Genomic DNA, 14,765 nt, shown 5'->3' on the forward strand with positions numbered 1-14,765 from the left:
CATGCCGCAGCCTGGTTTTGCAGCAAGCGGCGCTTCTCGATGGTCTTGGCCTTGATTTCCTCTCGTCGTTTGAGAATGGATTCTGCCCTGCCCCATTAGCCCCGGACGCCCGTCTGGGGTAATACAGTTGCGCAAGCTTGAGTCCCGTCGCACAAAGCACCCCATCCCGTTGGATTTCCGAACCGGCTGCACTCCGCGACCCACTTGCCATCAGCCAGCATCTGCCGTGTCTTTGCCCCGGAAAACAAACCGTGTACCCCACGGATCCCGCGCTTCTGCCCCGGCCCGCTGCCCGAGCCCGGCGATCTCCTCGGGCGCCCCGAGGACCTCGACCGCGGCCAGCCCGGCCACGCCCTCGTCGCGCACCTGCGCGCCACGGCTGTTCCAGACATTCGCCGCCAGATGATGGTGATAGCCGCCCGAACCGAAGAAAACCGCGCCGGGATAACGGCAGGTCACCGGAAATCCGAGCGTATCGGCATAGAAGCCTTCTGCTGCGACAAGATCGCCGGCCTGAAGATGGACATGCCCGACAACTGTGCCGTCCGGCGCGCCACCCCAGGGCGCTTTCGCCGAAGCTGCAAGATCTCGCAGATTGAGCCGTTCGGTCGCCATCATCACCTCGGTGCCCTGATGCTGCCAGGAGCTGCGTGGACGATCGGCATAGATCTCGATACCATTGCCTTCCGGGTCAGCAAGATATAGCGCCTCACTGACCAAGTGGTCGGATGCCCCATGGAGCTGAACATCCGACGCCGCGGCACGTCCGAGCCACGCGCCGAGATCGGCCCTGGAGGGCAACAGGAAAGCGGTGTGAAAAAGCCCTGCGTCCTGACGCGATGCCGGCCGTGCCGCTGGATCACCCCGAAGCTCCACCAGCGGTCGCCCGCCCGCACCGTAGATGGCCTGGGTCGTGTCCGCCTCGAGCTGCTCGAGGCCGATGACATTTTCGTAGAACGCGCCGGTTGCCGCGAGATCGCGGACCGTCAGGGTCACCCGGCCGATCTCGAGCGGCGCTGCATTGCTGGACATCTCGTTTTATCTCCGAATACGGCCCGCCGCCCGCAGAGCGTGGCCGGGCCTGGGTCTTGCCTTGCCCGTGGAGCGGAATGCTCCAAGGGCCAGCTTCATCTGCGGCCAAACGGCCGGAGTGCGTAGCTGCCCTCACCGAGGAGGGCGAGCGCGGCCTGCACCGCTGCCCACATCATGGGGTATTCCCAGCCACCTCCGGTATTTGCCCAGCCGAACCCGTTCGGCACATGCGCGGTCAGCGCGGCCCCGAGCAGCACCGGCACGGCGAGCGCCGAGACGAGCCGGGCCCAGACCCCGAGCACAAGAGCCACGCCGCCGAAGATCTCGAAGAGCATGGTCGCAATCCCGAGCCAGCCCGGAAGCCCCAGCGACTCGAAGAAGCCCATTGTCCCCCCGGGCGTGAAGACAAGTAGCTTGGTCAGCCCGTGCGTCACGAAAAGCGCGCCGGTGGTGAGCCGCAGAAGGAAGATGCCGTAGGAGGCGGTACGCGTATCGATCATGTCACTATCTCCTCAATTCGAGCGCCAGACGGGCGCGATACCGGTGCCGCGCCCGCTCATGTAGCCGAAGGTGATGTTCATGAAGCCGAGAGGCTCCAGATAACGTGCGTTGCTAAGAGGCCCGGCATCGACGCCCTCGAGTCTGATCTCGCCCGCAAGGCAGATGACAGCGGCACGCGCCGCATCATCGTCAGAGGCGACGAAGGTCTGGATCGGCTGACCACCGGCACCAAGACCGGAGGCGTAATGCTCCGCAAAAACAGTATTCAAGGCCTTCACAACCACCGCGCCGGGAAGCGCTGCAGCAATCTCCTCCGCGGCGGAAGTCGTATGGCCGACCGAAAGCGCGGAAAAATCCTCGGTCACGGGGTTCGAGACATCGATCACCGTCTTGCCGGCGAAATCGGCCTTCTGAGCGATGCTCTTGAGCGCGCCAAACGGGGTTGCGAGGATCACGACATCGGCGTCGACGACCGCTCCACCGATCTTCGCGGCAGAAACTCGCGTACCCTCGCCCGTGAGCTTCTCCGCTGCTGTACGTCCGTCCGACCGGTCGCCGGCGGTCACGTCATGCGCGGTCCGCCCCAGGACCGAAGCAAGTCCCGATCCGATATTGCCTGTGCCGATGATTGCGATCTGCATTCTCTCATCTCCTGGCGTCGCTTGCCCAGATATGCGGCGGGGCGCTGCCCGCCTGCTGTTCCATGCCCGCAATATCCGAGATTGCGTTTGCCAATAAAATGGAGATTATATGGAATTACCTTCCACATAGTATTCGCAATAAAATGGATCTCATCGATGGCCTCCGCGCCTTTGTCGCTACGGCGCAGACAGGCTCCTTCACCGCCGCGGCCGAACGGCTCGGCATCTCGAACCGGCTGACCTCGAAATATGTGGCCGAGCTCGAGGCGCAGCTCGGCGCACGCCTGCTCCAGCGCACGACCCGCCGGGTGGGTCTTACCCCTGCCGGCGAACGCCTGCTTGGCCGTGCGCCCGCCTGGCTCGACGAGCTTGAGGATCTCCTTGGTTCGGTCTCCGAGGACGCGCGCGGCTTCAAGGGCACGCTCCGCGTCTCCGCACCGCTCACCTACGGCGAAAGTCATGTAACAGGGCTTCTCACCCGCTTCGCCGCCCCGCACCCCGACCTCACCATCGACCTGCGCCTCTCGGATGCCTACGCCGATCTCGCCGCCGAAGGCATCGATCTCGCCATCCGCATCGGCACGCTCACCGACAGCTCCCTCCGGGCCCGCCGCCTGGGTCAGATCTGCATGATCGTCGCGGCAGCCCCCGGCTATATCGCCACCCATGGCGCACCGGATCATCCCGAGGATCTGCTGCACCACGCCTGCATCCACGACACCAACGCTCGCCGCAGCAACAGTCTGCGCTGGCGCTTTGGCCCCGCGGGCGCGCCACGCGAGGTGCCGATCACCACCCGCTTCATGGTCAACAGCGCCCGCGTTGCCTGCAATCTCGCCGCCGAGGGTGAGGGTATCGTCTATTGCCCTGATTTTGTCCTTGGTCCGGATCTCGCAGCCGGGAGGCTCGTCCGTCTGCTCGACGCCGAGGAAACACCTTCCTTCGACGTCAACGCCGTCTATCTCGCCGGTGCAGTGCTGCCACGCAAGGTTCGCGCTCTGATCGACTTCGCTGCCGCCGCGATGCGCACTGGCTGAGGCGCGCCTTCAGCCTCGCGGCCCACGGCCGATCATCGCCTTGCCGATGGTCGCGTGGACGCCGAAATTGCCGTCCGCAACCTGGGTCACGCCAAAGTCCACCGCCACCGACATCAGCGACACTGCCTCGTCCTCGCTGAAACCGAAGGCATCCATCAGGAAGCGCCGGGTCTGGCGGAAGGCATTGCGCAGCGCGAGATCGACCGTCGAGCGGGCATAGACCTCCGCCTGCGCATTGGCGCCGAGATCGCGCAGATGGTTCTGGAAGCTGAAGGCCTGCACAACCCAGTGCGTCGGTGTCTCGATCAACGGTGCAGGCAATCCGCGCAGGTGATCGGGGAGCGCGTCTGCCTTATGGAGCCCGATCCGAACCCGCCCGGTCAGCGAGCATTCGAGCCCGGTGCCGTCGATCTCACCGTCGCCCTGTGCGAAATGCCCGTCGCCGATCGAAAGCAGCGCTCCCTCGACCGAGACCGGCAGGAAGAGCCGAGCGCCCTTCCCGGCCCGCCAGTTGTCGATGTTGCCGCCGAAGTAACCCGGCGGGATCGTGTCCACCAGCTCCGCCTCACGCGGCGCGACCCCCACAAAACCGAAATGCGGTCGCGCAGGTATTTCCACCCCCGCAAGCACCCTATGCCGCGGCGCGATCGTCGCGGGATCGACCGGAATGCCAGGATAGTCGATTGTCGCGTGCTCCACACCGAAAGGATCAGTCTGTGGTGTCCAGCGATAGCTGTAAAGTGCGCGCGCAACCTCCGGATCGGCGAGGTCGATTTCGTAGATCGTCACCGTTTCGTGCCGCGCGGGCGCCGCAAGCAGATCGTCATACTGATATCCCCACCAGGCCGAGACATTCGAGGCAAAGGCCTTGCCCGCGAATTCCGGGTTGGCGCAGGGCCGCGGCTGGATATCGAGGATCTCGACCTCCAGAACGTCGCCCGGTGCCGCACCGCGCACATAGATCGGCCCGGTGCAGATATGCACTCCGAAGCCCTCGCCCGCACCGCGCCCGAAGATCGCGGCGTTCATTGGCCCCGCCCCGCGGCGGTCCACTGCCTTGTGCGCTCGCGTCCAGGCAAAGACACTTTCGGCGCCCGGATCGCCGGTGACGAAGCGTGCCAGATCATCGCCGCCATGCTGCGTCAGCGTCTCAACCGTCACCACCGCGCCGGGTTCGACCCGGAGCGCGGGCGGCTGGGCATGGCTGAGATAGCCCCAGTGCACCGTATCGGCGTGGGCCGGCAGATGATGCGTGTCCGCCACCGGCTCGCGCAACGGCAGCGTGGCCAGGCCGTCCGGCCCGTATCCCGCGACCGGCGCCGCCGCGGGCGAGGCCCGCCGCCGCCGGGTTGCGCCTCGCGGCAACCCGCGGAAGGCTGGCAAATCCAGGCTCTCCGATGCGGGCTTGCGCGCCTCTGTTGGTGTGATTCCGAAGGCCGCGCCGAAGGCTCGGGTGAAATGCGCCTGATCGCGAAACCCCCAGCGATAGGCAATTGCCGCGACGCCCTCCCGCGCATGTGCCGGATCCGCGAGATCGGCTCGGCAACGCTCGAGCCTCTCCCGCCGGAGATGTTCCGAAAAGCTCCCGCCCTGGCCCTTGAAGAGCTGCTGCACATACCGCACCGAGAAGCCCTCCAGCGCGGCAATCTCGCGCAGCCCCAGATCGGGATCCGTGAGCCGCGCCTCGATCGTCGCCGCGATCCGCCGGAAATGCTCCGCCTGCGCCTGGCTGAGGCCACCTTCGCCCGCCGTCGTCTCCGCCAGCAGCGCGCTTGCCACCAGTTCGGTGAGCGCCACCTCGATTGCGGCAAGATCCGCGGGCTCGATCTCGGCAAAGTTCTGGGCCAGCGTCCGCAGCAGCGGCTTGGCCGCGAGCCCTGCCACCGTGGCCCCCAGCACGCCCGCGCCGAGCCCGCCTGCATTGCGCCCAAGCCGCGCAGCCAGCGGCGCGCGGGCAATCTCGAGCAGCACCAGCTCGACATCCGTCCGCGCTTCGAGCCGCCAGTCGACGCCCGCATCCATCACCGCCAGATCATTGCCCACGCACTCGATCCGCCGCCCGCCCGCACGAAGCTGCGCCCGGCCTCGCAGCATCAGCGCGATGATGACCGGTGCAGCCTCGGTCACATCTGGCCCGAAAATCTGCGGCCCGCCGGCCAGCATCACCAGCCGCGCCCCCGAAGGCGCAGACTGCACTGCAAGCCACCCACCCGGCCCCGGCGCCTCGACCCGGAGCGAGATCCCGGCGAGCGCCTCAAGCCAGACACGATGCTGCGCGGCAGCGGGAAAGGCATCTGCAGTGATGCGGGAGATATGCATGACCCCTCCGGACGGCACGCCTGCCCAATCATGGGCACTCAAGAGACAATGCCCACTATAACAGCATCAGGACAACGGCGTTTGACTGGAAGTGAACAAAATCTTGTCTTCTGAACGCATGAGTATTGCGCGCATTGTGCGGCCAGCCCCGCCCGCCAAGGCTCGCATCACCAGCAACTCTTGTCAGGAGAACAAGCCCCATGTGCCGCGGTGACGATGTGAACTGCCCCGAATTCGAGAAGCACTACCGCAGTTTCCGCGAGGACCTGAGCGCCGAGCGGCGCGGCTTCCTCAAGGGCGGCCTCTTCGCCGCAGGCGGGCTCGCCGCGGTCGGCGGCTCGGGCGGGCTCAGCCTCGTCACCCCCGCACTCGCCCAGGCGACCGCCGCCCGCACCCCCGGCCAGCCCGCCTATCACTACCTGCCCGCCAATGCCGAGACCGTGCACTGGGGCTATTTCAGCAAGTCGCTGCCGCCGCGCGTCGAGATCGAGAGCGGCGACATCGTGACGATCGAAACCCTCACCCACCACGCGGGCGATGACCTCGAGCGCATGGTCCAGGGCGACGAGGGAGCCGAAAGCGTCTATCTCTGGACCAAGGACACCAAGGGCGTCGACCGCCGCGGCGCCGGACCGACCGATCCAGCCGTCTACAAGAAGGGCTCCGGCGAGGGCCAGGGCGTCCACATCATGACCGGCCCGGTCTATGTGAAGGGCGCCGAGCCCGGAGACATCCTCGAGGTGCGCATCCTCGACGTGAAACCACGCCCCTCCGCCAATCCCGATTTTGCCGGCAAGGCCTTCGGCTCCAACGCTGCCGCGAACTGGGGTTTCCAGTATAACGACCTCCTCGGCGGCCAGAAGCGCGAGGTGGTGACGATCTACGAAGTCGATGTGACCGGTGCGAAAAGCTGGGCCGAGGCGGTCTACAACTTCAAATGGGTGCCGCAGACCGATCCCTTCGGCGTCACCCACACCACCATCGACTACCCCGGCGTACCCGTCGATCACTCAAAGACCAGCCGCAACTTCGATGTGCTGAAGGGTGTCCGCCTGCCGATCCGCCCGCATTTCGGCACACTCGGCCTCGCGCCGGCCGAAGCCGACTTCGTCGACACAATCCCGCCGAGCTATACCGGCGGCAACATCGACAACTGGCGTATCGGCAAGGGCGCGGTGATGTATTACCCCGTCTCGGTCGAGGGCGCGCTGCTTTCCGTTGGCGACCCGCACGCGAGTCAGGGCGACAGCGAGCTCTGCGGCACCGCAATCGAATGCTCGCTCACCGGCACGTTCCAGCTTGTCCTCCACAAGAAGGCCGACCTCGCCGGCACGCCTCTGGAGGAGCTCGATTATCCGATGCTCGAAACCCAGACAGAATGGCTGGTCCACGGCTTTTCCTACCCGAACTACCTCGCAGATCTCGGCCCCGACGCACAGTCGGTGATCTACTCGAAAAGCTCGGTCGATCTCGCCCTGCGCGACGCCTTCCGCAAGATGCGTCACTTCCTGATGACAACGAAGGATCTCACGGAAGACGAAGCGATCTCGCTCATGTCGATCGGTGTGGATTTCGGCATCACGCAGGTCGTCGACGGCAACTGGGGGGTCCATGCCATCGTGAAGAAGGAGGTCTTCGCCGCGCGCGTCAGCTGACGCGGGTGATGGGGGTGGCCCTCGGGATGCCGTTGTGGCCCTCCCCTCTCACGCGTCCCGTTTCATGATCCACTCGACTTCGGGGGCGGGGACGAAACGCCACTTGCGGCGGGGGCCCGCCATGACGTTGAGGTAATACATCTCGAAGCCGTAGGGGGCGCCACAGGGGTGGTGGCCGCGGGGGACGAGGACCACATCGCCGTCGTGGACCGCCATGGTCTCGTCGAGGCTGCCGTCATCTGTATAGACGCGCTGGATGCCGAAGCCCGAGGCCGGGTTGAGGCGGTGGTAGTAGGTCTCCTCGAGATAGGTGATGCGCGGGAAATCGTCCTCGTCGTGGCGGTGCGAGGGATAGGACGACCAATGGCCCGCAGGAGTGAAGACCTCCGTCACCAGCAGGCTGTCGGCGTAGTCCTCGGCCTCCATGGCGATGTTGTTGATGTGCCGCGTGTTGGTGCCCTGGCCGCGCGCGGTCAACGTGATGCCATCGGGTCCGATCCGGCGCGGCCCGTGCCCGCCCCGCCCCGGCGCGGCGCAGACCGCGATGGTGCAGTCGGTCTCGGCCGTCGCCTCCCAGCCACAGCCATCGGGGAGGTAGAGACAGTGCGGCGGCGTCTTCTCGAAGACATCCATCCTTTCGCCAAGCACGCCCCAGTCCTGCCTGGCCCCCGAGAGCGCCGCCCTGCCCTCGACCATCACGAGGATCACCTCGTTGCCACCGGTGGTTTCCGCCGCGCGCTCGCCGGCCCGGAGCCGGTAAAGCGAGAAGCCGACATGACGCCAGCCAGCCGAGGCGGGTGTGATCTCGTGCACCTTGCCGTGGGTGCCGAAGGGTCTGCGCAACAGATCCGCCATCGCCTCAGGCCTCCACGCTCTGGTCGAGCCCCGAGGCCCGCGCCATCGCCTTCAGGGCCTCGAAACCCATGCGCTGGTAATGGAGCGGCGTGCGCACGAGACTGTCCTGCTCGGCCTCGATCACCAGCCAGCCGGAATAGCCCGCCGCCGCCGCGATCTCCAGCACCGGCGCGAAGGCGACGCAGCCCTCCGGATCGCCCGGCACGGTAAAGGCCCCGCGCCGCACACCCTCGATGAAGGAGAGCCCCTGGGCGCGCACCTCCGCCATGATCTCCGGCCGGACGTTCTTGGCATGGATATGGCTCACCCGGTCCATGTATCTGCGCGCCACCTCCGCCGGATCGGCGCCGCCGAAGGTGCAGTGCCCGGTGTCGAGCAGAAGCCGCGTGCAGGGCCCGGCCATCGCCATGAACCGGTCGATGTCCTCGGCACTCTCGATGATCGTGCCCATGTGATGGTGATAGCCCATCGCCATGCCCTGCGCCGCGGCAAAGGCCGAGAGCGCCTCGTAGCCGGCCGAGAACCGCGCCCATTCAGCGTCGCTCATCACCGGCCGGTCGTTCACCGCCACATCGTCTCTGCCGTGCACGGTGTTGGAGCATTCGCAGGCGTTGACATGATCGCCCCCCGCCGCGCGCACCATGTCGATCGTAACCCGGAGCGCCGCCTTCTCCGTCTCGAGATCGTTCACCAGCAGGTTCGTCGAATGCCAGGTTCCAATGAAGCGTAGTCCGTAGGCGTCGAGCCTGGCCTTCAGCGCCGCGCCGTCATCCGGCATCCGGTGGCCCTTCTCGATGCCGTCGAAGCCGATCGTCCGGCAGTCGCCCAGGCAGTCGTCGAGCGAGAGATGCGCGCCGATGCTCCGGTCGTCGTCATTCGACCAGGCGATGGGGTTGGTTCCGTAGAGGATCATCTGTCTGTCTCCCTGGGCCACGGTCAGTCGCAGATGCGCTGCATCTGCCGCCGGGCATTGTAGCTCTCGCGTGCCGCCTCGAGGCGTTCCGGCCCGCCCGCCTGCGGAACGGCCACATCCCACCAGCTCCCGCCCGCCCCTGCGCCGGTGAGCGCCTCGGTTTCGATGACGATGACGCTCGGCACGTCGCGGCTACGCGCGTCCACGATCATCGCCTCGAGCTCGGCGATGTCGGCGGCCTTCTCCGCATGTGCCCCCATGGCGGCCGCATGCGCCACGAAGTCGATCTCGGGCTGAACCGCGACGTTGCTGTCCTTGTACAGGTTGTTGAACTCGGCCCCGCCGCATTGCTGCTGCAGCCGGTTGATGCAGCCGTAGCCGCGGTTGTCGGTCAGCACGACGGTGAAAGGGATGCGCCGCATCACCGCGGTGGCGAGCTCGGAGTTGGCCATCATGTAGCTTCCGTCGCCCACGAAGCAGATCACCTCCTTCTTCGGGGCCGCGAGCTTGATCCCCATCGCGCCTGCCACCTCGTAACCCATGCAGCTATAGCCGTATTCCATGTGGTAGCCGCCCGCCGCGGATTGCCAGAGCACCTGCAGCGCCCCAGGCATCGTGCCCGCCGCACACATCACGACAGTGGCCTCTGTCGCCACCCGCTGCACCGCGCCGATCACCTGCGCATCCGACGGCAGCGCGTTCGGGGCCTCTCGGGCAGCCGTCACCGCTTCCACCGCCGCCAGCCAGTCAAGCCGGGAGCCCGCGTCGAAGGCTGGCGCCCGGTGATCTCCGAGCGCGGCGGTGAGCTTCGCAAGGCAGGCCTTGGCATCCCCCACGAGGCCCGTCGCGCCGTGCTTGTTGGCGTCATAGCCATGGAGATTGATCGAGACGAGCTGCCGCTCCGGATTGGTGAAGGCCGTCCAGCTCCCGGTGGTGAAGTCCTGGAACCGCGTGCCCACCCCAATCACCAGATCGGCGCGCGCGGAGAGAGCGTTGGCGCAGTCCGAGCCCGTCACCCCCGGCGAGCCGAAGTTGCGCGTGTCCGCCGCCGCGTTTGCCCCCTTGCCCGCCTGGGTCTCGGCATAGGGAATGTTGTGGCGCGCCGCGAAGGCCGCGAGATCGGCCTCGGCCCCGGAATAGATCACCCCCCCGCCCGAGACGATCACCGGCGCCCGGGCCGCCCGGATCAGCGCCGCCACCTCCGCGACCTCCACCGGGTCGGGCTCGGGCCGGCGGATCCGCCAGACCTTCGGCGCAAAGAAGCTCTCCGGCCAGTCGAAGGCCTCCGCCTGCACGTCCTGGCAGAAGGCGAGGCAGACCGGGCCGCAGTTCGCCGGGTCCGTCATCACCCGCAGTGCACGCGGCAGGGCGGTGAGCAGATGCTCGGGGCGCTGGATCCGGTCAAAGTAGCGCACCACCGGCCGGAAGCAGTCGTTCGCCGAAACCGTGCCGTCGTCGAAATCCTCGATCTGTTGCAGCACCGGATCCGGCCGGCGGTTGGCGAAGACATCGCCACAGAGAAACAGCACCGGCAGGCGGTTCACATGCGCAAGGGCCGCCGCCGTCACCATGTTGGTCGAGCCCGGCCCGATCGAGGAGGTCACGGCATGGGCCCGCCGCCGCTTCTTCGTCTTGGCGTAGGCGATGGCGGCATGGGCCATCGTCTGCTCGTTCTGCCCTCGCCAGGTCGGGAGCGCGTCGCCGATCCCGTGCAGCGCCTCGCCGATGCCCGCCACGTTGCCATGCCCGAAGATCGCCCAGACGCCCTCGATGAACCTCTCGGGATCTCCTTGCCCTTCCGCTTCGCTGCTCGAGGGCTCTATCATCTGCACCGAAAGCCAGCGCATCATCGCCTGCGCCGCGGTCAGCCGTGTCGTCGTCATGCCAGTTCCTCCTGCGCCGCGGCTGCCGCCCGCGCCCCGTCCCAGATCCCGCAGAGCCGCCGGAACCGCTCCGCCATCTCCGCCACCGCCAGCGTGTCGTCCAGATCGCCCCTCATCCACGCACGCGCCACGCTGCCGAAGATCGTCCGGCCCACCGCAAAGCCCTTCACCAGCGGAAAGCCCGCCGCCACGGAGAAGCTCGCCCCGAGCTCCGCCTCCGGCGCATCGAGCCCCAGCACCACGATGCCGCGGGTATGCGGATCGTGCGCCTCAATCGCCGCGATCGTATTCTCCCAGGCCACCCGCGTGGTCATCGGCTCAAGCTTCCACCAGTCGGGATAGATGCCTGCGGCATAGAACTGACCGATCAGCGTCGCCACCGTCGTCTCGTCGCAGGGCCCCACCTTCGAGGGGATGATCTCGAGCAGGAACTCCAGCCGGTTGCGCCGTGCCGCCTCCCAGAGCCGCCGCACCTCGCGCTCCTGGCAAGCCCTCAGTTCCGGCGCATCTTCCGGGTGGCAGAAGCAGAGCACCTTGACGACATTCTCCTTCGCCCATTCCGAGAGCCCGCCGCAGTCGAGCCCAAGCTCCTGCTCGAGGGCCAGCGGCCGCGAGCCCGGATCCTCGCAGGGTCGCCCGATCCAGAGCCCGCTGCCGCTCGCGGCATGGAGCGCCCGCCGCCCCAGCCGGTTGTCGCAGAGGATGCCATAGCCCGGTCGCCCCTCCTGTACCTCGAGCGCCGCCTTGAGGCAGAGCGCCTTGAAGGCGCCGATCTTTGCCGGGCTCGCCCCCTCCATCTCCTCGAATTGCGCCCGATGGTCGAAGGCAAAAACCCGCAGCGCCGGCCAGTGCCCCCGCCGCGTCGTCGACCAGTGGAGCTGCGCGAGCTCCGGATCATTGCGCAGATCCGGTCGCCGCACCCCGCGCGCCAGGAAGAACTCAAGCTCCGCCGCACTCGGATAGGCCGGAGTGCAGCCGTGGCGCGAGACCGCGAACGCCCCGCAGGCATTGGCGTATTCGAGCGCCCGCGGCCAGGGCGCGTCCTCCATCCAGCCCTTCAGCAGGCCCGAGAAGAAGCCGTCGCCGGCGCCGAGCACGTTGAAGACCTCGATCGGAAAGCCCGGCCCCCGCTCGCCCGCGTCGAGCGACGGCGGGATCGCGCCCTCGAAGGCCACCGCCCCTGCGGCCCCCCGCTTGCAGACCAGAACCGCATCGGACACCTCCCGCACCGCGCGGAGCGCTGCCACCGTATCCGTCGTGCCCCCCGCGATGTGGAACTCTTCCTCCGTCCCCACGATCAGGTCGAAGAGAGGCAGATGCGCCTGCAGCTTCTCCGTCACCGCCGCACTCGCGACGAACCGGCTCTCGCCCGCCCCATGGCCCGCAAGCCCCCAGAGGTTCGGACGGTAGTCGATGTCGAGCGCGGTGCGGGCCCCATGCTTCCGCGCCAGCGCCAGCGCCTTCAGAACCGCAGCTTCCGTCCGCGGATGGCTCAGATGCGTCCCCGTCGCCACCACCGCCCGTGCCCCGACGATGAAATCCTCGTCAATATCGGCCTCCGAGAGCCCCATGTCAGCACAGTTCTCGCGGTAGAAGATCAGCGGAAACTGCGTCTCGTCCCTGATCCCCAGCAGTACCAGCGCCGTCAGACGCTCCGGGTCCACCTTCACGCCCCGCGTGTCCACACCCTCGCGTGCCAGCTCCTCGAGGATGAAGCGGCCCATGTGCTCGTCGCCAACCCCGGTGATCACCCCGGTCTGCAGACCCAGCCGAGATGTCCCGCACGCAATGTTCGTCGGCGATCCGCCGATATACTTCTCGAAGGACCCCATGTCCTCGAGACGGCCGCCAACCTGCCTCCCGTAGAGGTCAACCGAACAACGACCAATCGTAATCACATCCAGTGTCTTCATCCTGTTCCCCTTCCCGCCTCAGAGACGGACCGGACGGCCCCCGGAGGCCGCCATGGCGTGAATGATGCGCTCGATCGCGAGCCCGGCTGCGAAGTCCGGCCCGGCCGCCGGCCCGCCGGCGATCGTCGACAGCAGGTCGCGCGCCTCGATGACCTTCTGCTCGTTGAAGCCGAAATTATGCCCTGGCGCCGGACAGAATGCAGCGAAGTCCGGCTGGTCTGGCCCGGTCAGATGCCGGGTGAACCCGGCGTCGCCCGCCCGATGCAGCCAGAGCTCGTTCATGTTCTCCTGATCGAAGACGAGCGTGCCCTCCGTGCCGTGAACCTCCCACTGCAGACGGCACTTGCGCCCGCGCGCCACCCGCGAGGTAGCGAAGGAGCCCTGCGCGCCCGAGGCGAAGCGGAGGAGCGCAAGCGCCGCGTCCTCGTTCTCGACCGCCTTCATCCCCTCGGGAGAGGGGCGCTCCGCGACCGCGATCTGGGTGAGCGCCGTGACCTCAGCAACCGGCCCCATCAGCGCCAGCATCTGACTCACGAGGTGGCAGCCGAGGTCGCCCAGCGCCCCGAGCCCACCGCCCTCGTGAGTCATCCGCCACGACCAGGGGAGGGAGGGGTCGGCGGAATAGTCCTCATCGTAGATGCCGCGGAAGGCCAGCGGCCGTCCGATCGCGCCGCCCGCGACGAGGTTCCGGGCCGCTTGGAAGGCCGGCGACCGCAGGTAGTTGTAGCCCAGAAGGGTCACCTGACCGGGCCGGGCAGCGGCGGCCTCTGCCATCGCCGCGGCGTCCTCAAGCGTGAGCGCCATCGGCTTTTCCAGCCAGACATGCTTGCCCGCCGCGAGGGCCGCCTCGGCGACAGGCCGGTGCAAGCCGTTCGGCAGCGTGATCGAGATGACGTCGACTGCCGGATCGGAGACCGCCGCGGTCCAGTCCGCGGTGGCCCGGGCAAAGCCGAACTGCCGCGACTGCGCTTGGGCGTGCGCCTCCGGCATATCGCAGAGGATCTCGAGCCGGGGATGTGCCCCGCCGAAGACGGCCGCGACGTTGCGCCAGGCCATCGCGTGGCACTTGCCCATGAAGCCGCTGCCGATCAGCGCGACGCCAAGAGGTTCTTTTGGCATGGGACGGATCATGTCGGATCTTCCGTTTCTCTGCTGAAAAGGCGCCCAGGAGACCCACCCCCCGGAGGAACGCCGGACTCAGATCGTGCCGCCCAGCGAGCCCTCGAGCTGCGCGAGCTCCTGGCCGCCGGCCATCATGTCCTGCAGTTCCTCGGCCCGGATCTCGCCGCGTTTCGCCGTGCCGAGCGTCCGGCCGCGGTTGAGAACGGTGAACCGGTCGCCCACCGCAAGGGCATGGCGCACGTTGTGGCTGATGAAGACCACGCCGACGCCCTGCTTGCGCACCCGGTCGATGGTCGCGAGCACGTTCGAGGTCTGCCGCACCCCGAGCGCCGAGGTCGGCTCGTCAAGAATGAGCACCTTGGCCCCGAAATAGACCGCCCGCGCGATCGCCACCGTCTGCCGCTCACCGCCCGAGAGCGTGCCCACCGCCTGGTCCGGTCCACGGAGATTGATCCCCATCTGCCGCATCGCCTCCACCGTATCGGCATTGGCCTTGGCGATATCGAGCCGCTTGAACGGCCCCACGCCCTTCGTGGGCTCCCGCCCCATGAAGAAGTTGCGGGAAACACTCATCAGCGGGATCATCGCGAGATCCTGGAAGACGGTGGCGATACCCGCCTCCATCGCATCCCGCGGGCTGTCGAAATTCATGTGGCGCCCCTCGAAGTAGATCTCGCCACGGGTAGGCTTGTGGACCCCCGACATGGTCTTGATGAAGGTCGACTTGCCCGCGCCGTTATCGCCCAGCAGACAGTGGCACTCGCCCGCGCGCACATCGAAGCTCACGCCCGCCAGAGCGATGATGTTGCCGAAGTGCTTCTCGATGTCGCGCATCTCGACAATGGGCTTCGCATCCGTCGCGTCGCCGTGGTGAAAGGCCGAATCCTGGGTCAT

At 67.2% G+C, this 14,765-nt stretch carries 12 protein-coding genes; 2 read left to right on the top strand and 10 right to left on the bottom strand.

Features of this window, described 5'->3' with window-relative positions; genetic code table 11:
• Positions 1–210 precede the first annotated feature (210 nt).
• The 3 genes from ACF66B_RS08110 to ACF66B_RS08120 form a co-directional block, all read right to left on the bottom strand.
• Positions 211–1,032: a VOC family protein gene (locus ACF66B_RS08110; RefSeq protein WP_111431773.1), complete on the bottom strand. Its 822-nt coding sequence runs from the start codon at positions 1,030–1,032 to the stop codon at positions 211–213.
• A gap of 95 nt (positions 1,033–1,127) precedes the next feature.
• Positions 1,128–1,532 carry a DoxX family protein gene (locus tag ACF66B_RS08115; protein WP_111431772.1) on the bottom strand — a complete coding sequence of 135 codons (405 nt, stop codon included), beginning with the start codon at positions 1,530–1,532 and terminating at the stop codon, positions 1,128–1,130.
• Between the two features lie 12 nt (positions 1,533–1,544).
• The gene (locus ACF66B_RS08120) at positions 1,545–2,174 is read right to left on the bottom strand and encodes an NAD(P)-binding domain-containing protein (protein WP_111431771.1); all 630 of its coding nucleotides are present in this window, start codon (positions 2,172–2,174) and stop codon (positions 1,545–1,547) included.
• A gap of 143 nt (positions 2,175–2,317) precedes the next feature.
• Between ACF66B_RS08120 and ACF66B_RS08125 the strand changes: the two genes are divergently transcribed.
• Positions 2,318–3,211, top strand: coding sequence for a LysR family transcriptional regulator (locus tag ACF66B_RS08125; protein WP_111431770.1), 894 nt, complete (start codon positions 2,318–2,320; stop codon positions 3,209–3,211).
• A 9-nt stretch (positions 3,212–3,220) separates the two neighbouring features.
• On the opposite strand, the gene ACF66B_RS08130 is transcribed toward ACF66B_RS08125, so the two are convergent.
• A complete protein-coding gene (locus tag ACF66B_RS08130) occupies positions 3,221–5,530 on the bottom strand; it encodes an acetamidase/formamidase family protein (RefSeq protein ID WP_111431769.1) in 2,310 nt (769 codons plus the stop codon).
• 200 nt (positions 5,531–5,730) lie between these two features.
• Between ACF66B_RS08130 and ACF66B_RS08135 the strand changes: the two genes are divergently transcribed.
• The gene (locus ACF66B_RS08135; protein WP_111431768.1) at positions 5,731–7,185 is read left to right on the top strand and encodes an acetamidase/formamidase family protein; all 1,455 of its coding nucleotides are present in this window, start codon (positions 5,731–5,733) and stop codon (positions 7,183–7,185) included.
• Positions 7,186–7,233: 48 nt separating this feature from the next.
• Here ACF66B_RS08135 and iolB read toward each other — a convergent pair whose 3' ends face one another.
• From iolB to ACF66B_RS08165, 6 genes are all read right to left on the bottom strand, one after another.
• A complete protein-coding gene (iolB, locus tag ACF66B_RS08140; protein ID WP_111431767.1) occupies positions 7,234–8,040 on the bottom strand; it encodes a 5-deoxy-glucuronate isomerase in 807 nt (268 codons plus the stop codon).
• 4 nt (positions 8,041–8,044) lie between these two features.
• Positions 8,045–8,953, bottom strand: coding sequence for a myo-inosose-2 dehydratase (iolE, locus tag ACF66B_RS08145; RefSeq protein WP_111431766.1), 909 nt, complete (start codon positions 8,951–8,953; stop codon positions 8,045–8,047).
• A 23-nt stretch (positions 8,954–8,976) separates the two neighbouring features.
• Positions 8,977–10,836, bottom strand: coding sequence for a 3D-(3,5/4)-trihydroxycyclohexane-1,2-dione acylhydrolase (decyclizing) (gene iolD / locus ACF66B_RS08150; RefSeq protein ID WP_111431765.1), 1,860 nt, complete (start codon positions 10,834–10,836; stop codon positions 8,977–8,979).
• A complete protein-coding gene (gene iolC, locus ACF66B_RS08155; RefSeq protein ID WP_111431764.1) occupies positions 10,833–12,749 on the bottom strand; it encodes a 5-dehydro-2-deoxygluconokinase in 1,917 nt (638 codons plus the stop codon). The genes iolD and iolC overlap by 4 nt, the downstream gene beginning before the upstream one ends.
• Positions 12,750–12,767: 18 nt before the next feature.
• The gene (locus ACF66B_RS08160; RefSeq protein WP_392664615.1) at positions 12,768–13,868 is read right to left on the bottom strand and encodes a Gfo/Idh/MocA family protein; all 1,101 of its coding nucleotides are present in this window, start codon (positions 13,866–13,868) and stop codon (positions 12,768–12,770) included.
• Positions 13,869–13,946: 78 nt separating this feature from the next.
• Complete coding sequence (locus ACF66B_RS08165) at positions 13,947–14,765, bottom strand: sugar ABC transporter ATP-binding protein (protein WP_111431762.1); 819 nt, start codon at positions 14,763–14,765, stop codon at positions 13,947–13,949.

The organism is Amaricoccus sp. B4, from assembly GCF_043226085.1.
GTDB lineage: Bacteria > Pseudomonadota > Alphaproteobacteria > Rhodobacterales > Rhodobacteraceae > Amaricoccus.

What these genes read in the sequence shown, in the direction of transcription:
- ACF66B_RS08110 (WP_111431773.1), bottom strand. Translation starts at nt 1,032, where the DNA reads ATGTCCAGCAATGCAGCGCCGCTCGAGATCGGCCGGGTGACCCTGACG.
- iolB (WP_111431767.1), bottom strand. Translation starts at nt 8,040, where the DNA reads ATGGCGGATCTGTTGCGCAGACCCTTCGGCACCCACGGCAAGGTGCAC.
- ACF66B_RS08125 (WP_111431770.1), top strand. Translation starts at nt 2,318, where the DNA reads ATGGATCTCATCGATGGCCTCCGCGCCTTTGTCGCTACGGCGCAGACA.
- ACF66B_RS08135 (WP_111431768.1), top strand. Translation starts at nt 5,731, where the DNA reads ATGTGCCGCGGTGACGATGTGAACTGCCCCGAATTCGAGAAGCACTAC.
- iolD (WP_111431765.1), bottom strand. Translation starts at nt 10,836, where the DNA reads ATGACGACGACACGGCTGACCGCGGCGCAGGCGATGATGCGCTGGCTT.
- iolE (WP_111431766.1), bottom strand. Translation starts at nt 8,953, where the DNA reads ATGATCCTCTACGGAACCAACCCCATCGCCTGGTCGAATGACGACGAC.
- ACF66B_RS08115 (WP_111431772.1), bottom strand. Translation starts at nt 1,532, where the DNA reads ATGATCGATACGCGTACCGCCTCCTACGGCATCTTCCTTCTGCGGCTC.
- ACF66B_RS08165 (WP_111431762.1), bottom strand. Translation starts at nt 14,765, where the DNA reads ATGACCCAGGATTCGGCCTTTCACCACGGCGACGCGACGGATGCGAAG.
- ACF66B_RS08120 (WP_111431771.1), bottom strand. Translation starts at nt 2,174, where the DNA reads ATGCAGATCGCAATCATCGGCACAGGCAATATCGGATCGGGACTTGCT.
- iolC (WP_111431764.1), bottom strand. Translation starts at nt 12,749, where the DNA reads ATGAAGACACTGGATGTGATTACGATTGGTCGTTGTTCGGTTGACCTC.
- ACF66B_RS08130 (WP_111431769.1), bottom strand. Translation starts at nt 5,530, where the DNA reads ATGCATATCTCCCGCATCACTGCAGATGCCTTTCCCGCTGCCGCGCAG.
- ACF66B_RS08160 (WP_392664615.1), bottom strand. Translation starts at nt 13,868, where the DNA reads ATGCCAAAAGAACCTCTTGGCGTCGCGCTGATCGGCAGCGGCTTCATG.